Origin of the sequence: Ancylobacter amanitiformis (genome assembly GCF_030814815.1) — a bacterium.
In the GTDB taxonomy this organism is placed as follows: domain Bacteria; phylum Pseudomonadota; class Alphaproteobacteria; order Rhizobiales; family Xanthobacteraceae; genus Ancylobacter; species Ancylobacter amanitiformis.
Window position 1 is genome coordinate 1 of the sequence record NZ_JAUSVR010000025.1, and the last position, 20,878, is coordinate 20,878.

Genomic DNA, 20,878 nt, shown 5'->3' on the forward strand with positions numbered 1-20,878 from the left:
CGCTCGCTCAGCAGGAACAAATCACCCATGCCAGCCTCCTCAAGGGAGACTGTGAATCACAACTCAAGGCAGATTAATAGGTCCTGAGCCTAGCGACGAGGGGGGCGTCATCGAGCGCGGCGTTCTGAATCAGGGTGGGCGGATTTCCGGCCGCGCCCAGGCTGCGGTTCGACCGCTCTCCCCGAGTGATTTCGACCGCATCGTCGCGCGAGGCATCGATGACCGGGCGCCGCTGCTTCCGCGCACGGATGCGGATGTGTCGCGTCTACCGCGTCACGCGCGACGGCGAGCGCCTGGACCGCATCGCCAAAGCCGAGCTCGGTACCGAGAAGGGCGGCACGGTCGAGGCGATCCTCGACCTCAACCCTGGCCTCGCGCGCCTCGGCCCCCATTTTCCGGCGGGCACGCTGATCAAGCTGCCGCCCCGCGCACCGGCCGGCCCGCCGGTGAAGGACGTGCCTCGGATCTGGGGCGACTGACGGATGAAGACACCCGTTTTCCAGATCTACAAGGCTGGCGTGAACCTGATGGGCTCCATGGCGCCCTGGTTCCTCGGGGCCGGCCTGGTCGACGAGGTCGGCATCAAGAATGACGAGCTTACCGTCACCGTCAACGACGAGATGCGCCGGCTGCCGCTGCCGCGAGCCGACGACGTCATCTTCCCGCGCGCCGGCTACGCCGAGACCACGGTGTCGGGCCTTGGCGCCTACAAGGTACAGCGCTGGGCCACCGGCTGGCAGCCCGGCGGGGCCGAGGTGATGGTGATGACGGCGCGGGCGGTCAGCTATACCGGCGAGGTCAAGGCCGGCGGCATCAAGCACTATGACGACACGACGCTCGGCGACATTCTCGGCGATACGGCCAAGGCGGCCAGCCTCACGCTGTCGATCGATCCCGAGCTCGCCGACATCGCCATCGACTATGCGCTGCGGTGGGAGGCCTCGCCCATCGACTTCGCGGTGCGTCTGGCGGGGGAATATGGCGGTATCGTCAAGCCCGGCGGCGAGCGCTTGGCTGTCGTGCAGCGCGGCAGCGGCAAGAGCGCCTCGGGCGGCCCGCTGCCGACCATCAACGTCACGCGGTTCGGCTCCAGCGGCTGGCACATCGAGGGCGAGCCGCGGCCCCAGCAGGGCGAGATCGCCGCGCCCTGGCAGGACGGCGGGAGTGGTCAGCGAAAGGTCGAGAAGGAGAGCACGGGCCGCAAGGGACCGGTGCACAGCCTGATCCATGCCCGCGCCTCGCGGGCCGCCGCCAAGGCTGCAGCCGCCGCCAAGTCGCGCGAGCTCAATATGATGAACGCTTCCGGCTTTTTCATCGTCGAGTTCGATCCGTCCTATTCCGCCGGCGCCCTGGTGCGCGCGACGGGCTTCGGCGAGGGCGTGGACGGCACCTGGCCGTCCGAGCGGATCTCGACCGAGTGGAGCAAGAGCGCGCCCGTGCTCAGCACCATCGACGTGACCGCGAAGCCGGAAGGGGAAGGAGTGGAGTGACGAGGTCCGGCTTTCGCCGGCGCGGGATCGAGTTTGCTGACCTTACCGGAGGTGAATTTCCGGCGGATAGTTAGGCCGGGAACAATAGGGTTGGAAACGATTCTCGGTGGGGCGGGCATGGCTATTCGAATTTCGAATGAAGACGAACTTTTTGATCTCCTGCGGGATTTAGAGGATGGAAAGCGCCTTGGTCCCGGCGATGTCATTTTCGATGGTTGGCCGAAATACGAGGTGATCATTCGTGGAGAGGACTTCAACGGCGGGGTGCCGACCCGCATCATGCCTGCCCTTCTATCATTCCAGAGAGCAATTGATGAAGCGTATGCGCTAAGCGTATACGGCGAAAGCAGGCGCCTCTCGAAGGAGGAACGGCGTCAGACCGAGATCGTTGTTCACCTTGACAAGGGTTCGACAAAATTCGAGGCCCCACTCTGGGACGCCCTCAACAACGCGCTCACGGCGGCGATGAAGAGCATGGACGGCACACAAGCACTCATAGCTATCCTAGGCGTTGCCGCCATGGTGGGGGGTGTGTGGGTTGTGAAACTATGGCTGGAAGCCAGGTCTCGTGATAAGAAAATAGAGTTTGAGGCTAACGCAACCAAGGAAGAGACAGAGCGTTTCCGCATTATTTCTGAACTTGCAAAAAACAATGCGCAATTGGCAGGAGCGAAAGCGGCGCTTGAGGAAAGTAACAGTCAGCTTATACGGAAGCTTGACGACAGAGATAGTCTTGTTTTGGGCAAGGATACAGAGATAAGCGGAGCAGACGGCAGGGCTGCGGTGCGGAAGACGCCCGATGATCCTGTTGAGGTCCGCTTAGACGGTGAATACCGTATATTGTCGGTTCACTCGGGCGCTGTAAAATCTGGCTTTAAAGTATCGATCGAGAACGTCGAAACGAAAGAGCAACTGGTGATCGATATCCCCGACGGTACTCTCACCCCAACCCAGCTGACCAGTCTTCAGCAGGGCGAATGGGAGAAGGCTACGCTCCAGATGAAAATCAATGCCAGCAAGCGAGGCGATCGGATTTTGAAGGCGACTCTTACGCATGCGGGGCTGGGGCGCTCACAGCCATAGATACGGCGGGTGGCCGGCTGCTTGGTAGATCATCGATGCCATCTCGCCGGTCGCCGATTCCTCTGCATCATGGATGGCGTCGTGCTGGACCCGTTCATGGGCTCCGGCACGGTCGGCGTCGCCTGCGCGGCACGGGGGCTCCGGTACATCGGAATTGAGCTCGCACCGGAGTACTTCGAGATCGCGCGTCGCAGGATCGCTGAGGCGGTCGTTTAAGGGATGTTCAAAGGGCCTGAAATGGCCCGTCAACCAGTCTCATTTGATCCTTCGCCGAGTCGCATATGATTTTGCGCGCTACAGGATCGCCGAGGCGGTCGTTTAAGGGGTGTTCAAAGGCCTGAAATGGCGCTTGGGGCATGGCCATTTGATCCTTCGCGATTGGCCATATGATTTTGCGCGCTACATGATCCGATCGCGGGCTGCCGTCTCAGGAGGGAAATCGGCTACGCTCGGCGTGCCCAGCTTGGGACTGAAATGGCGGAGAGGGTGGGATTCGAACCCACGGTACGCTTGCACGCACAACGGTTTTCGAGACCGTCCCGATCGACCACTCCGGCACCTCTCCGCGCACTGCGGCGCGGGTCGATGCGCCGGGGAGTGGGCCGCTGCATAGCCGAGCCGGGCCGGCCGCGCAAGAGAGGGGCGAGGGCATATCGTCGATGCCCCCTGTTCTCATCGCGCGGGCGATGCCGCTCCGCACAAACACTTGCCCGTGGAGGCAAAATAGTGCCGCGGCCAAGCCTGCGACCTCAAGCCTGGCAACCTGAAGCCTGGCACCCTGAAACGCGGCGAGGAGCGCGGCTGACATCAGAACGACCTGCTCAGAACGACCTGCTTCAGAACGACCTGCTTCAGAACGGCCTGCTTCAGAACGGCCTGCTTCAGAACGATCTGCTTCAGAACGATCTGCTTCAGAACGATCTGCTTCAGAACGATCTGCTTCAGAACGATCTGCTTCAGAACGACCTGCTTCAGAACGACCTGCTTCAGAACGACCTGCTTCGGAACGACCTGCTTCGGAACGACCTGCGCCCACGGGCGGGGTTCGCCCGCCCGTGGATCCCGGCGGTGAAATGCGCCTCAGCGGCGGTTAGGGCTGCTGCAGAGGAACCAGGCCACCGCCGCTCCCGCCAGGCCCGCCGCGACAATGACCGCCAGCGGATGGCTGCCTGCCTGCCGCGACAGCGCGGTCAACCCGCGCCCGTAGAGCGCATGCCCGGTCTCGTAGGCGTCGTCGGCGAAATCGACGGCGCGACCGCGCGCGTCGCCCAACGCACGCGCACCCAGATGGCGCGCCTCGTCAAACACATCCTCCGCGCGCGACGCCGCCTCGTTGCCGGCCTCGCCGGCGACCCGCCGCAGGCGGCCGCCCAGCTGACGCGCCACACCCGTGATACGATCCGTCTGCACCATGTGTCGTTCCTCCAAATACCGATCCGGTATGCCAAGCTGGTGGGCTGGGCCCGTCCTGTTCAACGCCGGCGGCGGCGGAAGGTTCACGCGGGCAGCGCAACCCTTGCGCCCCCGCTCGCCGACCGGCAGGATCGGCCGTGGCTGCGGGGCGCGGGACGGACTGAAACTCCCGGCCTGAAGCGCCCGCTTTTCTTGACAGTGCGGGACTCGCCCGCTATGAGCGGCTCACGCGCGTGGTGGGTCAATGGGCTCCCACGCTTCCCGCAACCGACCGAAAGAAGCCGGCCACGCGCCATCAGGCGTTAAGGTCGGGCTCGAACGAAAGGACAGAATATGTTCGCGGTCATCAAGACGGGTGGCAAGCAGTATCGCGTTGCCGCCGACCAGGTCGTCACTGTCGGCAAGATCGAAGCCGAAGCCGGTGCGAGCCTGACCCTGCCGGTGCTCATGCTCGGTGGCGAAAGCCCGAAGGTCGGCGCTCCGCTGGTCGATGGCGCGTCCGTCACCATCGAGGTGGTCAAGCACACCCGCGGTGGCAAGATCATCGCCTTCAAGAAGCGCCGCCGTCAGAATTCGCGCCGCAAGATCGGTCATCGCCAGGACTTCACGGTCGTGCGCGTGACCGCGATCGCCGGCGCCTGAGACCGTCAGTAGAGAAGAAGGAGAGCAACAATGGCTCATAAAAAGGCAGGCGGTTCCTCCCGCAACGGTCGCGATTCGGCTGGTCGTCGTCTCGGCGTGAAGAAGTTCGGCAGCGAGAAGGTGATCGCTGGCAACATCATCGTGCGTCAGCGCGGCACGACCTGGCATCCCGGCACCAATGTCGGCATGGGCAAAGATCATACCCTCTTTGCGCTCACCGATGGCCGCGTCGAATTCCGCAAGAAAGCCAATTCGCGAACCTACGTAAGCATCATTCCGGCCGCCGAGGCCGCCGAATAAGTCCGGTGAGGTTCCTTGAAATCTCGCCGGTCTCGCCCGACCGGTAGGATTTCTGGAACGTCCATCGCGGACATCCCGGGTACCCGACAGGGGAGGCGAGTGGATCGCCTCCCCTTCGTCGTTCAGGCCCTGGAGAACCACGATGACCCTCGCCGAAGCGCCCTCCGGCTCCCCCCTGCTGGAGAGCAGTACCCCCGTCCTCGAAACCAGCCGCCTGTTGCTGCGCGGTCCGCGGATCGAGGACATGGCCTGGATCGCGGAACTCGCCGACAACCGAAAGGTTGCGGAGATGACCGCCAACATACCTCATCCCTATGGGATGGCGGATGCCGCGGCCTTTGTCGCCAACCTGCCCGGCGGCAAGGAAGCCGCGACTTTCGCCGTCTTCCTGAAGAACGATGCCATCCTGCGCGGCGCCAATGAGGCGGCCTTCGGCCCGCCGATTCCCGTCGGCATGTGCGGCTTCGTCCGCCGTGACGACGATGTGCCGGAGATCGGCTACTGGGTGGGCGAGCCCTATTGGGAGCACGGCGTCGCGACCGAAGCCGTCCGGGCCCTGATCGACCATGCTTTCGGCGATCGCAACCTGCCCGCGCTCGTCGCCTCGGCGCGCGTGGTCAACCCGGCCTCGCGGCGGGTGCTGGAGAAGTGCGGCTTCCAGTGGACCGGTGTCGGGCTCACGCGGGTTCGCGCGCTGGGGGCTTCGGTTCCGGTCGACCGCTTCCGGCTGGAACGCAGGCTGTGGACATCGCTGCGGGCATGGGGCGCAACGGCGCATCCCACCCGGCACGATATCGACATGCGGCACTGAGAGGCCGATAATAGTTAACAGTACCCTAATACGCCCCCTCTGTTTGGAGGGGGCCGCACCACCGAGCACGATGCAATGAAATTTCTCGACCAGGCCAAGATCTATGTCCGCTCCGGCGACGGCGGGGCGGGCTGTCTGTCGTTCCGGCGCGAGAAATTCATCGAGTTCGGCGGGCCGGACGGGGGGGACGGCGGGCGCGGCGGCGACGTATGGATCGAATGCGTCGACGGCCTCAACACGCTGATCGACTATCGCTACCAGCAGCACTTCAAGGCCAAGAAGGGCGGCTACGGCATGGGCGCCAACCGTTCCGGCGCCAAGGGCGACGACGTGGTGCTGCGCGTGCCCGCCGGCACCGAGGTGCTGGACGAGGATGGCGACACCGTGCTGGCCGACCTCACCGAGATCGGCCAGCGGGTGAAGCTGCTCTCGGGCGGCAATGGCGGTTTCGGCAACGCGCATTTCAAGACCTCGACCAACCAGGCGCCCCGGCGCGCCAATCCCGGCCTTGTCGGCGAGGAGCGCTGGATCTTCCTGCGGCTCAAGCTGATTGCCGATGCCGGGCTGGTCGGGCTGCCCAATGCCGGCAAGTCCACCTTCCTCGCGGCGACGACGGCGGCCAAGCCGAAGGTCGCGGACTATCCCTTCACCACGCTGCATCCAGGGCTCGGCGTGATGAATGTGGATGGGCGCGAATTCGTGCTGGCCGATATTCCCGGCCTCATCGAGGGCGCGCATGAGGGCGTGGGCCTTGGCGACCGCTTCCTCGCCCATATCGAGCGCTGCCGGGTGCTGCTGCATCTGGTCGACGCGACCTGCGAACATGCCGGCAAGACCTACAAGACGGTGCGCGCCGAACTCGAAGCCTATGGTCACGGGCTGGAGGACAAGCCGGAAATCGTGGCGCTCTCCAAGATCGACTCGCTCGATCCGGAGACGCTCAAGGCCCAGCTTGCCCGCCTGCAGCGCGCCGCGAAGAAGAAGCCGATGGCGCTCTCCGCCCAATCCGGCCAGGGCGTTCGCGAGGCGCTGCGCGCGCTGGCGCACGTGATCGAGCAGGGCCGTGCCGAGGAGCAGGACCGCCAGAAGGTGGACGTCAACGCGACCTGGCAGCCGTGACGCGGCAGCCGTGATGCGGTAGCCGTGATGCGGTAGCCGGCGATCGGGCGGAGGCGATCGGGCGGAGGCGACCCGTCTGCCCCGCCCGCCTGGCGCGCGGGCATCTTTTTGCGCCCCCCCCCTGCCCCGTCCGCCTTCCGCATCAGCATGCCCCGCCGCCCTGCCCCGTCGATATGTCCGCCCATTCCACGGTCGGCCCGGCATTGTCACCCTCGCGTCAAATTCCGCGCGCGGGGACGCGATTCGTCGTATGAAGCGCGCCATCCCTTCGTCAAGACGCAAGCGCTGAGCCGATGAACCGCCCCGCCTCTCCCCTGCCTGCCTCCGATGCCGCCACCGATGCCGCCACGGCCGCCGCCGTGCCGAAGCTCTCCTCCTTCCGCCGCATCGTGGTGAAGGTCGGCTCGGCGCTCTTGGTCGATTCCGCGCGCGGGGCGCTGCGCCATGCGTGGTTGGCGGCGCTGGCGGAGGATGTCGCGAGCCTGCACCGCGAGGGCAAGGAAGTGCTGGTGGTCTCATCGGGGGCCATCGCGCTCGGGCGCAATGTCTTGAAGCTCCCCAAGCGCCCGCTGAAGCTGGAGGAAAGCCAGGCCGCCGCCGCGGTGGGGCAGATCGCGCTGGCCCGCGCCTGGTCGGAGGCGCTGGCCCACGAGGGGGTGACGGCCGGGCAGATCCTCATCACGCTCGGCGATACCGAGGAGCGCCGGCGCTACCTCAATGCGCGCTCGACGCTGGCCAAGCTGCTCGATCTCAAGGTGGTGCCGGTCATCAACGAGAACGACACGGTGGCGACCTCGGAAATCCGCTATGGCGACAATGACCGGCTCGCCGCGCGCGTCGCCGGCATGGCGAGCGCGGACCTCTTGGTGCTGCTCTCCGATATTGACGGGCTCTATACCGCCCCGCCCAATGACGACCCGAACGCCGCCTTCATCCCGCTGGTGCCGCGCATTTCCGCCGAGATCGAGGCGATGGCCGGCGGCACCGGCACGGAACTGTCACGCGGCGGCATGAAGACCAAGATCGAGGCCGGCAAGATCGCCACCACGGCGGGCGCGCATATGGTCATCGCCTCCGGCAAGGGGAAGAACCCGATCCGCGCCATCGCCGAGGGCGCGCGCTGCACCTGGTTCCTCGCCCCGACCAACCCGGTGGCGTCGCGCAAGCGCTGGATCGCCGGCTCGCTGGAGCCGCGCGGCGTGCTGCATCTCGACGCCGGCGCGGTCGCCGCCCTGCGCCGGGGCTCCTCGCTGCTGCCGGCGGGGGTGAGCCGGGTGGAAGGCGAGTTCCAGCGCGGCGACGCCGTGGTGCTGCGCGGCCCGGACGGCGCCGAAGTCGGCCGCGGGCTGGTGGCCTATGACCACGACTACGCCGACCGCATCCGCGGCCGCTCCTCGGACGAGATCGCGACCATCACGGGGTTCGAGGGGCGGGCCGCGATGGTGCACCGGGATGATCTGGTGATCGCCACAGGGGGGTAACCCAAGGTACGCCGTTGCGTGCTGTAGTTTACTCGCTGGACATGTCTCCCTGAGTTGCGCCATTCTTTGCGTATTCGGGGGGTATCGATGCGCTATAGAAGATTGCCGCTGACGTCTATAATTGTTAATCCAGCCAATGATCGACATGGAGAGCTGGAGAACGAGACCGCCGCAGTTGCGCAATTGTTTGCAACACAAGAAGCGCATATGCGCAGTCTGGCTAAAGATATTGTTGCACAAGGCCAGATTTTTGAACCTCCTTTGGTATTTCCCGATCAAGATAAATATGTTGTGGCGGATGGCAATCGTCGGACGACCTGCCTTAAATTACTTCGAGATCCCGATAGGGCACCAACTGTCGATCTACAAGAATTCTTTTTTAAGTTGAGAGATAAGTGGCCGGGTGATCTTCCTACTCACATCGAATGTCAAATAGAGGAAGACAGAGACCGCGTCGACGAAATATTATTTCGCCGACACACTGGCGTTCAAGGAGGCATTGGTCAGTCCAATTGGGATGACCGAATGAAGAAGAACTTTGTCATACGGACCGGCAAGGGCAAAGGGATAAGTGTTGCTGACGAAGTTGAGCGAACCCTCGCTGAAGTGAAGATGATACCAGAGAGCAAAATCCCACGCTCAAATATGAATCGACTACTTTCTTCAGAAGCGATAAGAAATAAATTAGGTTTTTCCATCAGCGACGGATCATTTCAATTTATTCGGGATCGTGACCAATCTCTTTTAGCACTTTCTCGCGTGGCTGACGATCTTGCGCGCAAGAAGAAAACTCTTGATGATATTTGGGATACAAAGTCAAAAAGAAAGTATATGGATGAATTGGAACGCGACGGCATATTGCCTACCTTGCCCCGCAATTTAGATTCAACACAAACTGAAACGCAGTCTCCGGCAAAAATTCAGAAACACCCGGAAATAACAGCGCGGCCAACAACATGGCCTCATCTTATTCCAGAGTACGACCATGGAATAATTTGGGTTCCTAAGCTTCATCGACATCGTGAAATATGGGATGAGCTACAGTTTCGACTTGTCGTAGATCATCACCCAAATGCGACTGCCGTACTGTCTAGAGTTCTTATAGAAATTTCTTTGGATAATTATATTTCCTCTAAATCCGTTTCTGGAGTTACAGAAAATGATAGCTTGGCCAGAAAATGTGAGAAAGTTGCTAGGCATATGAATGAAGGTAGTCTTATTGATTTCAAATACATGAATGAGATTATAAAAATAAAAAACGGTGAAGATATCATATCTATATCAACTCTTAATAGATACGTACATTCTAGTAACTTCGATGTCTCTCCCCGTCATATCAAAATGATATGGAATACATTTTCAAAGTTTGTGGTTATTTGCTTGAGTGTATAGAACTGAAAGCAGGCATACCTCCCCCCATCGTGACCACCGCTCCGGCGCATCCGCCCTATCTTCCCCCGGATGCACCGTCGTTCGCTGATTGCCGCTCCGCTGCTGCTTCTCGCCTCCCGCGCGCTCGCGCAGGATGAAAGCGGCGCGCCCACCCCATCCCCCGCCTCCCCCGCCCCGGCCGCTGACCGGGCGGCCGCCCTCTCCCCCATCCTCGACCGCGCCGCCGCGCTGGAGCCGCTGCGCACCGTCCTCGTCTCGCAGAACGGCACCCGTCTCGTCGCGCGCGGCTATGGTGGCGGGCGGGTGGACCGGCCAACCAATATCAAGAGCGCGTCGAAGAGCATCGTCTCGGCGCTGGTCGGCATCGCCATCGACAAGGGCGTGCTGGAGGGCACCGACCAGAAGGTCGCCCCGCTGCTGCGCGCGGACCTGCCGGACGATCCCGACCCGCGCCTCAATGAGATCACCATCGGCAATCTTCTGTCCATGCAGGCGGGGCTGGAGCGCACGTTCGGGCCCTATTACGGGCAGTGGATCGCCAGCCGAAACTGGGTGCGCGCGGCGCTTAGCCGGCCTTTCGTCGATGAGCCGGGCGGGGCCATGCTCTATTCCACGGGATCGACGCATCTTCTCTCCGCCCTCCTCACCCGCGCCAGCGGGCGCCCGACGCTGGCGCTGGCGCGGGACTGGCTCGGGTCCATCGAGGGCTTCGCCATCGCCAGCTGGGCGCGCGACCGCCAGGGCATCTATTTCGGCGGCAATGAGATGGCGATGACACCGGCCTCCCTGCTCGCCTTCGCGGAGTGCTGCCGCGATGGCGGGCGCAACCGGGCGGGCGCACAGGTGATCCCCGCGCGCTGGCTGGAGGAGAGCTGGCGCGTGCGCACGGCCTCGCGCTTCACCGGCGACGGTTACGGCTATGGCTGGTTCACGCGGGAAATGGCGGGAAGCCCCGTGCATTATGGTTGGGGCTATGGCGGGCAGATGCTCTATGTCGTGCCGGAACGCGGCGTCTCCATGGTGATGACCTCGACGGTCGATGCGCCCTCCGGCCGAACCGGACACCGCGACGACGTGCACGCGCTGGCAACGGCGATCCTCCTTGCCCTGGGTTGAAGCGTCCTCCGCCGGCTCATCCTCGGCTTAGGCAATCCTCGGTTCACTTGCCTTCAGCTGGCGAGAATGCGCCGGGCGCGGCTGCCGAAAATACCGGCAGGCTTGCGCTTGAGGACGAAACGAAACCACCACGCTTTCGTTTCGCCCGAGATGCGCGCGTCATCCGTCCGCTGCTTTGCGATGCGGCATGATGAAATTCACGCCATCTCACCGGGTTCGGGCCGATCGGCCGCCGCCCCGCGGCCCGGCCGGTGCCGCGCGACGCCTCGGTTTGCCCGGGGGCGGACGGGCCGCGTCGCATCCATGCAAGTGGTGCGTCGCCTGCATTCAGCCGCGCGGGAGACTGGCACGCTTCGTGCTCAAGGCCTTCCGGTACGGCCGCCCGACGTTCCAACCTCCGGGGCGGCCCATTCGAGGGACATGAGACGTGACGAAGAAGCTGGAGCCTACCAACTCGTCCATCGAAACGCTGCTCGCGGCACGCTCGTTCTCGCGCCGCGTGCTGTTCAAGGGCGCGCTCGCCGCCGGCGCCATGGCCGCCGCCGGCCCCTATATCGTGCGCGACGCCTTCTCCTCCTCGGGCGAACTCAACCTGCTCAACTGGGATGACGAAATTCCCAACCCGGTGATCCCGAACTTCGAGAAGAAGACCGGCATCAAGGTGAAGACGACCCCCTTCTCGCAGAACGAGGAGCAGATCAACAAGCTGCAGGCGACCGGCGGCGAGGGCTTCGACCTCTGCCAGCCCACGCGCGACCGCGCGCCGCAATTCCAGGAACTGGACGTGCTGCAGCCGTTCGACACCTCGAAGCTGCATCTCGACCAGCTGCTGCCCTCCATGCTGGAGGGCTCGACCAGCGTGTGGACCTGGGACGGCAAGCTCTACCATGTGCCCCATTGCTGGGGTTCGGAGGCCATTGCCTGGCGCAGCGACCTCGCCACGCTGAACTACAAGGATCTCAGCTACGGCACGCTGTGGAGCGAGCCCTTCAAGGGCAAGATGCAGGGCCGCCCCCACTCGCTGCTGCTCGGCATCGGCCTGTGGATGGACCATACCGGCAAGCTGCCCTCGAACCGGATGCTCGACGCCTTCAAGGACGAGGCATCGATGAAGAAGATCTACGACGTCATCCTCGCCTATGCCATCGCCAACAAGGCGCAGGTCAAGCAGTTCTGGGATTCGTCCGACAACACCAAGTCCGGCTTCATGGAAAACGGCGCGGTCATCGGGCAGACCTGGGACGGCCCGGCCATCTCGCTGTGGAAGCAGGGCAAGCCGGTGCGCTACATGGCCCCGCAGGAAGGCGCCATCACCTGGATCGACGGATGGGCGATGCCCAAGGGCGCCACCAACATCGCCCAGGCCTATGAGTGGCTGAACTACGTGCACACACCCGAAGTCTCGGCCATGGTCGCCGAAGGCTCGGGCTACAACGCGGTGGTCAAGGGCTCCGACGCCTTCCTCTCCGAGACGGCCAAGAAGATCTTCGCCGAGGCCTATCCCGAGGATGCGCTCTCCAAGCTGTGGAGCCGCCCGCCGGAGCCGTCGTGGTACGCCGAACTGCGCACCCAGTACGCCGAGAAGTTCAAGGCGGCCTGATCGGCGACGCGCGGCGGTGTCATGCCCTCGCGCGAGGGCCGGGTGCATCCCGGCCCCTCCCCATCCGTGCCGTCGGCGCGCCCGCGCTCGCAGAAGCCCGCAACGGGCCTGCGCGCGGCGGCGGGTCGACGCGCGGGTCCTTCCGTGGCGTTCGCAGTTTCAGGAAATCCGCATGGCCGCAGCTGTCGAGCTTGAGGGCGTCAACGTCACCTTCGGGGACTTCGTCGCCGTCCGGCAAGCCAACCTCACCATCGAGCCGGGCGAATTCTTCTCGTTCCTCGGCCCGTCCGGCTGCGGCAAGACCACGCTGCTGCGCACCATCTCCGGCTTCATCGAACCCACGCATGGCAACGTGCGCATCGGCGGGCAGGACATGAAGGGCATCGGCCCGAACCGCCGTCCCACCGCCCTGATTTTCCAGAACCTCGCCCTGTTTCCCATGATGAGCGTGGCGGAGAATATCGGCTACGGGCTGCGCGTGCGCGGCGTGCCCCGGCACGAGCGCGACGAGAAGGTGAAGAACCTGCTCATCCAGGTGGCGCTCACCGAGCACGGCCACAAGCGCGTCGCCGAACTCTCGGGCGGGCAGAAGCAGCGCGTCGCCATCGCGCGCGCGCTGGCGGTGGAGCCGAAGGTACTGCTGCTCGACGAACCACTCTCGGCGCTCGATCTCAAGCTGCGCCAGCACATGCGCACCGAATTGCGCGCGATCCAGAAGAAAGTCGGCATCACCTTCATCTACATCACCCATGACCAGGGCGAGGCGCTGACCATGTCGGACCGCATCGCGGTCATGAATGCCGGCGTGATCGAGCAGGTCGGCGACGGGCGGGCTGTCTATGCCGAGCCGCGCACGCCTTTCGTGGCCGCCTTCGTGGGCGAGAACAACCAGATCCGCGGGCGCATCACGCAGGTCGCCGACGGGTTCGCGACGCTGGAAACCCCGCTCGGCCTGCTCAAGGGCCGCAACCCGGTGGGGCTCGGCGCCGGCGAGGAGGCGCTGCTATTCGTGCGGCCGGAAGCCTTGAGACTGGGGCATGACGGCCAGGCGAACGGATCGGGCTTCGAGGCCGAGACGCTCGACGTCGCCTATGAGGGCAGCGTGACGCATGTGACGCTGCGGGTGCGGACGGGCCAGAAGATCACCGCCACGCTGGGGGCCGGCAGCGCCCTGCCCGCGCCCGGCGAGATGCTCTGCCTCGGCTTCGCGCCGCAGGACGGCCTGCTGCTCAAGCGCCCGGAGCGCGCATGAGCGGCATTGGCGGACTGACCCTCACCATCGGCCTGCCGCTCGTCGCCGCGCTGGTTCTTGTCGCGCTATCCGCCTATGAGCGCCGCGCCGGCGCCGCCACCGGGCCGGGCTTCTTCCAGCGCAACGGGCTCGCCATCGGGCTTTACCTCGTGGTCGCCGTCGGCTTCTGGGCCTTCTTCATCATCCTGCTGCCGCAACTCGCCATGGTGGACATGTCGTTCCGCCCGAAGCTGCCGCCGGCGCAGATGGGGGGGCCGAAGGACCTCTACACGCTGGAGAATTACCGCTACTTCCTGTTTGGCTCCACCACCTCGACCGCCGAGTGGAACTGGATCCACATCAAGGCCTTCTTCCTCACCATCGGGGTGAGCGTCGTCATCACGGCGTTCAATTTCGTGATCTGCTACCCGCTCGCCTTCCACATGGCACAGTCGGCCACGCTGGCGCGGCTGAGGATGCTGCTGCTGCTGCTGATCATTCCCTATTGGGTGAACGAGATCCTGCGCGCCTTCGCGTTCCGGGTGCTGCTGTCGTCCGGGGGCATCATCAACCAGCTGCTGATGGGATCCGGCATCACCAGCGAGCCGTTCGATTTCCTGGCGGCCGATATCGGCCTCTATATGGGCCTCAGCTACGCCTATCTGCTGATGATGATCTTTCCGCTCTACAACGCCATCGAGAGCCTCGACAAGAACCAGATCGAGGCGGCGCGCGATCTCGGCGCGCCGTGGTGGCACATTCACGCCTTCATCGTGATGCCGCATTCGAAGCCGGGCATCGCCTCGGGTTGCACGCTGGTCTTCATGCTGACCGCCGGCGCGCTGGCGGCCCCGCTGGTGCTCGGCGGGCCGCGCACCTTGTGGTTCACGCCCATCGTCTATGACCGCTTCTACCAGGCCTTCAACTGGCCGCAGGGGGCGGCCTATGCGCTCATCCTGCTGGTCACCTGCATCGTCTTCGTACTGGTGGTGCTGAAGGCCTTCCGGCTCAGTCTCGGGGAGATCACGCGATGACGGTCAGCCCGTTCCAGCGCATCCTGTTCGCGCTCTACATCGCCATCTTCTTCATCTACCTGCTGGGGCCGCTGGCGGTGATGGGGGCCTCCGCCTTCAACACCCCGGAATATCCGCAGGTCTGGCCGTTCGAGGGCTTCACGCTGGACTGGTTCGGCAAGCTTTTTGCCGACCAGGACATGATGTACGGGCTGAAGATGAGCCTGTGGATCGGCCTTCTCGTCGTGTGCATCTCGGTGCCGATCGGACTGGCCGGTGCCATCGTGATGACCCAGATCACCCCCCGCGCGCGATCGCTTTATTATCTCGTGGTGGTCTCGCCGGTGCTCACCCCCGGCATCATCATCGGCATCTCGACCGTAGTGTTCTGGCGCCAGTTCACCGGGCAGACCGGCACGCGCTTCCTGTATGACGGCGTGATTCTCACCGTGTTCGGGCAGGCGAGCTTCATCTCCGCCTATTGCATGCTGATCATCCTCGCCCGCCTGCAGCGCTTCGACCGCGCGCAGGAGGAAGCCGCGCTCGATCTCGGCGCCTCCTATCCGCAGGTGTTCTTCCACATCCTGCTGCCCTTCCTCAAACCCGCGCTGTTCTCGGCGGCGGTGCTGGCCTTCCTCTCCTCCTTCGAGAATTACAACACCACCACCTTCTCGATCCTCGCGGAAAAGACGCTGACCACCGTGCTGGCCGGCCGGATGCGACAGGGGACGACGCCCGCCATCAGCGCGCTGGCCGTCATCATCGTCGCCGTCACCGTGCTGGGAGCGATCGTCTACGAGATCCTGAAGCGCCGCGCCGATGCCGCCGCCGTGCAGCGCCAGCGCGCGGCCCAGGCGGCGGAGGAGGAGGAACTCGCGGGCATGCCCTCCCCCGCCCCGGCCTGAGGCCGGCGCGGCGGGATTCGGCGGGTGCAGGCTTGAGGGTCGAGCGGGGCGGCGATTGCGGGGGCGAGGAGAAACGCAGCCGCCGCCGGTTGCCCCCGCCCCGCTCCTCTCACACAGCGCGAATCAAAAAGGGCCGGAGTGATCCGGCCCTTTTTTACATCTTGCCGTCGTCGCGGCCGGTCAGAATAGCCGGCTCTGCACCGCCGCCGCGCCGATGAAGGAGGCGAAGAGCGGGTGCGGCTCGAACGGGCGCGATTTCAACTCGGGATGGAACTGCACGCCGACGAACCAGGGATGGTCCGGATATTCGATGATCTCCGGCAGCAGCCCATCCGGCGACATGCCGGAGAAGAGCATGCCGCAACCTTCCAGCCGCTCGCGATAGGCAAGGTTCACCTCGTAGCGGTGACGGTGGCGCTCGGAAATCGTGGTCGAGCCGTAGATATCCGACACACGGCTGCCGGCGGCCAGTTCGGCCGGATAGGCGCCGAGCCGCATCGTGCCGCCGAGATCGCCGTCGAGGCCGCGCCGCTCCAGTTCGTTGCCGCGCAGCCACTCGGTGAGCAGGCCCACCACCGGCTCGTCGGTCGGGCCGAACTCGGTGGAATTGGCATGGGCGACGCCGGCAAGGTTGCGCGTGGCCTCGATCACCGCCATCTGCATGCCGAAGCAGATGCCGAGATAAGGCACGCGCCGCTCGCGCGCGAACTGCGCCGCGCGGATCTTGCCCTCGGCCCCGCGCTGGCCGAAGCCGCCGGGCACGAGAATGCCGTGCACATGCTCCAGGAACGGAGCGGGATCCTCGCGCTCGAAGATCTCGCTCTCGATCCAGTCGAGATTGACGCGGACATTATTGGCAAGGCCGCCATGGGCCAGTGCCTCGATGAGGGACTTGTAGGCGTCCTTCATGCCCGTGTACTTGCCGACGATGGCGATCGTCACCGCCCCTTCCGGATTGCGGATGCCGGTCTCGACCCGGTTCCAGCGGGTAAGGTCGGGCTCGGGCGCCGGCTCGATGCCGAAGGCCGCCAGCACTTCCGTGTCGAGCCCGGCCTCGTGATAGGCGGAGGGCACGGCATAGATATTGTCGGCGTCGCGCGCCTCGATCACCGCGCTTTCGCGCACATTGCAGAACAGGCCGAGCTTGCGGCGCTCCTCGCGCGGAATCTCGCGGTCGGTGCGGCACAGGAGGATGTCCGGCGCGATGCCGATGGAGCGCAGTTCCTTCACCGAATGCTGGGTCGGCTTGGTTTTGAGCTCGCCTGCGGAGGGGATGAACGGCAGCAGCGTCAGGTGGATATAGATGCAGTGCTTGCGCGGCAGCTCGTTGCCGACCTGCCGGATGGCCTCCAGGAACGGCATCGCCTCGATGTCGCCCACCGTGCCGCCGATCTCCACCAGCACGAAGTCGTAGGCCTCGTTGCCGGCAAGGATGAACTCCTTGATGGCGTTGGTGACGTGGGGAATCACCTGGATGGTCGCGCCGAGATAATCGCCGCGCCGCTCCTTCGCGAGAATGTCCTGATAGATGCGCCCGGTGGTGATGTTGTCCGAGCGGGTGGCCGGGCGCCCCGTGAAGCGCTCGTAATGGCCGAGGTCGAGGTCGGTCTCGGCACCGTCATCGGTGACGAACACTTCGCCGTGCTGATACGGGCTCATCGTGCCCGGATCGACGTTCAGGTAAGGGTCGAGCTTGCGCAGCCGGGTCTTATAGCCACGGGCCTGCAACAATGCACCGAGAGCGGCGGAAGCGAGGCCCTTGCCGAGCGAGGACACGACGCCGCCGGTGATGAAGATATAGCGCGCCATGGAATACGGTTTCTAGCTGCAAAAACGCGATTCGACGAGAGCCCGCCGGGTAGATCGGACTCATCGCCTGCGAAAAGTGAGACGCGGCCGCATAGGGGCCGCGCGGAAATCACTGCGACTGCGGAACCTGCGGTACCGCCGGGGCGGCGGGCGGCGCCGGCTGGGCACCCTTGAGCTGGTCGAGCACGGAGCCGCCGGGGCCCGGGGCGCCGGGCACCGCCGGTCCGGGAGCGCTCTGCCCCGGAACGTTGAAGATGGTGGCCGGGCCACGGCCCCAGCCGGCGAGGACGGTCAGGCCCAGGCTGGTGAGAAAGAACAGCCCGGCGAGAATCGCCGTCGCGCGGGTCAGCACATTGGCCGTGCCGCGCGCGCTGAAGAAGCCGCCGCCACCGCCGCCGCCGCCGCCAATGCCGAGACCGCCCCCTTCCGAGCGCTGGATCAGCACCACGCCGATCAGGGCGAGCACGACCATGAGATGGATGACGATGATTACGGTCTGCATCTGGGGCCTTCAAACTCGTTCGGCGGCGGACCGGCTCAGCCCACCGCGATGATCGGCGCGTTCCTACACGATTGTGTCCGGCGTTTCCAGCCGGGCGCGCAACGCTCGTTCGGCTCGTTGTAGCGGCTTATAGATAGGCACGCGCGATGGGAAGAAAAGTATCCGCTTTCAGACTCGCACCGCCGACCAGCGCGCCGTCCACATCGGCAATACTGAGGATCTCCCCGGCATTCTCCGGCTTCACCGATCCGCCATAGAGCAGGCGCACCGCCTGCGCCTGCGCGCCGAACCGCGCCACCAGCGCATGGCGAATCGCCTTGTGCACCTCCGCTATATCGTGGGTGGTGGGGGTGAGGCCGGTACCGATGGCCCAGATCGGCTCATAGGCGATGACGGTGTCCGCCCCGGTGACGCCCTCGGGCAATGAGGCGGTGAGCTGGTGCCGCACCACCTGAAGCGTCCGGCCAGCAATATGCTCATCGCGCGATTCGCCGATGCAGACGATGGCGGTGAGGCCCGCGCTCCAGGCGGCCTCCACCTTGGCGCGCACCCGGGCATCGGTCTCGCCATGATCGGCCCGCCGCTCCGAATGGCCGACGATAACCGCGCTGGCGCCGGTATCGGCGATCATCTCCGCCGAAAGATCGCCGGTATGCGCGCCGTTCGGATTGGGATGGCAATCCTGCCCGGCGATGGCGATGCGCGAGCCGAGCGCGACCACCGCGAGTGTGGAGAGCAGCGTCGCGGGCGGCGCGACCAGAAGATCGACCTTCGCCCGCAGCGCATGGTCATAGCCCTCGCATATGCGCCCGAACTCGGCGATCGACGCCTTCACGCCGTTCATCTTCCAGTTGCCCGCCACCAGCGGCCGACGCTTTGCCATTGGCTTTCGTTACCCCTCACCTCAAAAACCTCAATCAATCCCTCATAGCAGACTGACGCGGCGTTAAAAGAAGCCGGCGAAGGGGCAAACGAGCGCATGTCCGGCGTTGCGGCGCCGGAGGGGCGTCCCTATTATGCGCGCCTTTCGCGCGCCGGGCCTTTCGCCCAAAAGACGCCTAACGAGAAGATCGATGCTGCAGACGCTGCGCAAGAGCGCTTCCGGAATTATCGCCAAAATCCTCATGGGCCTGCTGATCATCAGCTTCGGCATCTGGGGCATCGCCGACGTGTTCCGTGGCTTCGGCAGCCAGACGCTCGCGACCATCGGCTCGACCGAGATCACGGTTCCGGAGTTCCAGCAGCTCTACCAGGAGCGGCTCCAACAGATCAGCCAGCAGATCAAGCGCGCCATCACGCCGGACCAGGCGCGCGCCTTCGGGCTTCCCGAGCAGGTGCTGAACGAGCGCCTCGGCGAGGCGGCGCTGGATGACGAGGCGAAGACGCTCGGCCTCGCGCTCTCCGATGAGGAGATCGCCCGCCGCGTGCAGGCCAATCCGGCCTTCTTCGGGCCCTCGGGCAGCTTCGATCCCGCCTATTTCGCCATGCTGCTGCGGCAGAACGGCTTTACCGAAGCGCGCTTCGTCGATGCCGAGCGGCGACTTGCCCAGCGCCAGCAGCTCATCCAGTCGCTCGGCGGCGCCATCGCCGTGCCGGCGGTACTGAAGGATGCCATCGGCCGCTATGGCAGCGAGATGCGTTCCGTCAATTACGCGCTGCTGACGGCCGCCGCGGTGACGTTGCCCGCCGAGCCGACCGATGACGAACTGCGAACGTTCTTCGACGCCCGCAAGGTCGCCTTCCGCGCGCCGGAATTCCGCAAGGTGGCGGTGCTGGCGCTCACGCCGCAGGCGCTCTCCTCCGCCGAGCCGGTCACCGACGCCGAGGTGAAGGCGGCCTATGACGCCAATCTTTCCAGCTACGGCACGCCCGAGCGGCGCGTGGTGCAGCAGATCGTGTTCCCCAATGCCGAGGAGGCCAAGGCCGCGGCGGACCGCATCGCCGCCGGCACGCCGTTTGCCGACATCGTCGCGGAACGCAAGCTGGAGCCGAAGGATGTCGAGCTTGGCGACGTGACGCGCGGCGACCTGTTCGACAAGGCGGTGGCGGACGCCGCCTTCGCCCTGCCGGCGGACGGCACCAGCGGCGTGATCGAGGGCCGCTTCGGCCCGCTCCTCGTGCATGTCGGCACCATCACTCCGGGCACGACCAAGCCGCTGGAGGAAGTGGCACCCGCCATCACCCAGCAGTTGCGGCTCGATGCGGCACGCCGGGAACTGCAGCAGAAGTACGATCAGATCGAGGATGAGCGGGCGGGCGGCGCCAGGCTTTCCGAGGTCGCCGCCAAATTCGGCCTGACCTTGCAGAGCCTGGACACCGACGCCCAGGGCCAGACCCCGGACGGCGCCACCATCGCCGACATGCCTGCCCGCGCCGAGGTTCTCCGCGGCGCCTTCGCCGCCGAGGTCGGGGCGGAGAACGATCCCGTCCAGCTGCCCGAGAATGGCGGCTATGTCTGGTACGAGGTCGAGGGCGTGACCCAGCCGCGCGACCGCACCTTCGAGGAGGCGCGGGCCCGGGTGCTCGACCGCTGGAAGCAGGACAAGACCGCCGAGGCGCTCGACCAGCGCGTCGAGGACATCAAGGCCAAGGTCGCGGCCGGCGAAGCCTTCGACAAGGCGGTGAGCGATGCCGGCCTCGAACTGCGTGCCGCCAACGGCCTGACTCGCGCCAAGGCCGCCGACGGCGTGCCGCAGGAAATCCTCGACCAGGTGTTCGCCACCGCGCAGGGCAGCGTGGGCAGTGCGCTCGCGGAGGGTGGAGACAGCCGTATCCTGTTCCATGTCCTCAGCAGCTCGGTTCCCGCCAACGCCCCGCCGAATGATCGCCTGCTCGCCGATCTCAAGCAGAACATGCAGAACGACCTGCTGACCGAATATCTGGTCGCGCTGCAGGATCAGCTGGGCACCCGCATCAACCGCGCCGCCGTCGACCAGATCGTCGGCTCGGACCGGGTGAACTGACAGAGCCG

The 20,878-nt window shown here is 65.0% G+C and carries 20 protein-coding genes and 1 tRNA gene; 16 read left to right on the top strand and 5 right to left on the bottom strand.

Annotation, left to right across the window (positions count from 1 at the left end):
* Nucleotides 1-218: 218 nt before the first annotated feature.
* From QOZ99_RS20635 to QOZ99_RS20650, 4 genes are all read left to right on the top strand, one after another.
* Nucleotides 219-479 carry a tail protein X gene (locus QOZ99_RS20635; RefSeq protein ID WP_370876903.1) on the top strand — a complete coding sequence of 87 codons (261 nt, stop codon included), beginning with the start codon at nucleotides 219-221 and terminating at the stop codon, nucleotides 477-479.
* A gap of 3 nt (nucleotides 480-482) precedes the next feature.
* The gene (locus tag QOZ99_RS20640; RefSeq protein ID WP_306891881.1) at nucleotides 483-1,490 is read left to right on the top strand and encodes a hypothetical protein; all 1,008 of its coding nucleotides are present in this window, start codon (nucleotides 483-485) and stop codon (nucleotides 1,488-1,490) included.
* Nucleotides 1,491-1,580: 90 nt separating this feature from the next.
* A complete protein-coding gene (locus QOZ99_RS20645; protein ID WP_306891882.1) occupies nucleotides 1,581-2,573 on the top strand; it encodes a hypothetical protein in 993 nt (330 codons plus the stop codon).
* A gap of 69 nt (nucleotides 2,574-2,642) precedes the next feature.
* Nucleotides 2,643-2,789, top strand: a complete 147-nt coding sequence (locus tag QOZ99_RS20650) for a DNA methyltransferase (RefSeq protein ID WP_306891883.1) — start codon at nucleotides 2,643-2,645, stop codon at nucleotides 2,787-2,789.
* Nucleotides 2,790-3,048: 259 nt separating this feature from the next.
* Here QOZ99_RS20650 and QOZ99_RS20655 read toward each other — a convergent pair.
* Together QOZ99_RS20655 and QOZ99_RS20660 are read right to left on the bottom strand one after the other, a co-directional pair.
* Nucleotides 3,049-3,138 (bottom strand) — tRNA-Ser (locus tag QOZ99_RS20655).
* A 515-nt stretch (nucleotides 3,139-3,653) separates the two neighbouring features.
* Complete coding sequence (locus tag QOZ99_RS20660) at nucleotides 3,654-3,986, bottom strand: hypothetical protein (RefSeq protein ID WP_306891884.1); 333 nt, start codon at nucleotides 3,984-3,986, stop codon at nucleotides 3,654-3,656.
* Between the two features lie 333 nt (nucleotides 3,987-4,319).
* On the opposite strand from QOZ99_RS20660, the gene rplU reads away from it, so the two are divergent.
* The 11 genes from rplU (at nucleotide 4,320) to QOZ99_RS20715 (ending at nucleotide 15,596) form a co-directional block, all read left to right on the top strand.
* The gene (gene rplU, locus QOZ99_RS20665; RefSeq protein WP_306891885.1) at nucleotides 4,320-4,628 is read left to right on the top strand and encodes a 50S ribosomal protein L21; all 309 of its coding nucleotides are present in this window, start codon (nucleotides 4,320-4,322) and stop codon (nucleotides 4,626-4,628) included.
* Nucleotides 4,629-4,658: 30 nt separating this feature from the next.
* Nucleotides 4,659-4,928: a 50S ribosomal protein L27 gene (gene rpmA / locus QOZ99_RS20670; protein ID WP_183192072.1), complete on the top strand. Its 270-nt coding sequence runs from the start codon at nucleotides 4,659-4,661 to the stop codon at nucleotides 4,926-4,928.
* A gap of 142 nt (nucleotides 4,929-5,070) precedes the next feature.
* Nucleotides 5,071-5,739 (top strand): GNAT family N-acetyltransferase, encoded by a 669-nt coding sequence (locus tag QOZ99_RS20675; RefSeq protein WP_306891886.1) that lies wholly within the window; start codon nucleotides 5,071-5,073, stop codon nucleotides 5,737-5,739.
* A 75-nt stretch (nucleotides 5,740-5,814) separates the two neighbouring features.
* The gene (obgE, locus tag QOZ99_RS20680) at nucleotides 5,815-6,858 is read left to right on the top strand and encodes a GTPase ObgE (protein ID WP_183192074.1); all 1,044 of its coding nucleotides are present in this window, start codon (nucleotides 5,815-5,817) and stop codon (nucleotides 6,856-6,858) included.
* Nucleotides 6,859-7,151: 293 nt separating this feature from the next.
* On the top strand, nucleotides 7,152-8,339 hold the full coding sequence (proB, locus tag QOZ99_RS20685) for a glutamate 5-kinase (protein ID WP_306891887.1): 1,188 nt from the start codon (nucleotides 7,152-7,154) through the stop codon (nucleotides 8,337-8,339).
* Between the two features lie 87 nt (nucleotides 8,340-8,426).
* Entirely contained in the window at nucleotides 8,427-9,731 is a 1,305-nt protein-coding gene (locus QOZ99_RS20690) for a hypothetical protein (protein WP_306891888.1), read from the top strand.
* Nucleotides 9,732-9,800: 69 nt separating this feature from the next.
* On the top strand, nucleotides 9,801-10,847 hold the full coding sequence (locus QOZ99_RS20695; protein WP_306891889.1) for a serine hydrolase domain-containing protein: 1,047 nt from the start codon (nucleotides 9,801-9,803) through the stop codon (nucleotides 10,845-10,847).
* A 427-nt stretch (nucleotides 10,848-11,274) separates the two neighbouring features.
* The gene (locus QOZ99_RS20700) at nucleotides 11,275-12,447 is read left to right on the top strand and encodes an extracellular solute-binding protein (protein WP_306891890.1); all 1,173 of its coding nucleotides are present in this window, start codon (nucleotides 11,275-11,277) and stop codon (nucleotides 12,445-12,447) included.
* 172 nt (nucleotides 12,448-12,619) lie between these two features.
* A complete protein-coding gene (locus QOZ99_RS20705; RefSeq protein WP_306891891.1) occupies nucleotides 12,620-13,699 on the top strand; it encodes an ABC transporter ATP-binding protein in 1,080 nt (359 codons plus the stop codon).
* The gene (locus QOZ99_RS20710) at nucleotides 13,696-14,712 is read left to right on the top strand and encodes an ABC transporter permease (protein ID WP_306891892.1); all 1,017 of its coding nucleotides are present in this window, start codon (nucleotides 13,696-13,698) and stop codon (nucleotides 14,710-14,712) included. The genes QOZ99_RS20705 and QOZ99_RS20710 overlap by 4 nt, the downstream gene beginning before the upstream one ends.
* Nucleotides 14,709-15,596, top strand: coding sequence for an ABC transporter permease (locus QOZ99_RS20715; RefSeq protein WP_306891893.1), 888 nt, complete (start codon nucleotides 14,709-14,711; stop codon nucleotides 15,594-15,596). Before QOZ99_RS20710 ends, QOZ99_RS20715 begins: the two co-directional genes overlap by 4 nt.
* Nucleotides 15,597-15,776: 180 nt before the next feature.
* Here the strand turns inward: QOZ99_RS20715 and pyrG are convergent, their stop codons facing one another.
* From pyrG to tpiA, 3 genes are all read right to left on the bottom strand, one after another.
* Nucleotides 15,777-17,405 carry a CTP synthase gene (gene pyrG / locus QOZ99_RS20720; protein ID WP_306891894.1) on the bottom strand — a complete coding sequence of 543 codons (1,629 nt, stop codon included), beginning with the start codon at nucleotides 17,403-17,405 and terminating at the stop codon, nucleotides 15,777-15,779.
* A gap of 109 nt (nucleotides 17,406-17,514) precedes the next feature.
* Nucleotides 17,515-17,907, bottom strand: coding sequence for a preprotein translocase subunit SecG (secG, locus tag QOZ99_RS20725; RefSeq protein WP_306891895.1), 393 nt, complete (start codon nucleotides 17,905-17,907; stop codon nucleotides 17,515-17,517).
* Nucleotides 17,908-18,034: 127 nt separating this feature from the next.
* The gene (gene tpiA, locus QOZ99_RS20730) at nucleotides 18,035-18,790 is read right to left on the bottom strand and encodes a triose-phosphate isomerase (RefSeq protein WP_306891896.1); all 756 of its coding nucleotides are present in this window, start codon (nucleotides 18,788-18,790) and stop codon (nucleotides 18,035-18,037) included.
* Nucleotides 18,791-18,980: 190 nt separating this feature from the next.
* Here tpiA and QOZ99_RS20735 point away from each other — a divergent pair, with 190 nt between their 5' ends.
* Nucleotides 18,981-20,870: a peptidylprolyl isomerase gene (locus QOZ99_RS20735; RefSeq protein ID WP_306891897.1), complete on the top strand. Its 1,890-nt coding sequence runs from the start codon at nucleotides 18,981-18,983 to the stop codon at nucleotides 20,868-20,870.
* Nucleotides 20,871-20,878 lie beyond the last annotated feature (8 nt).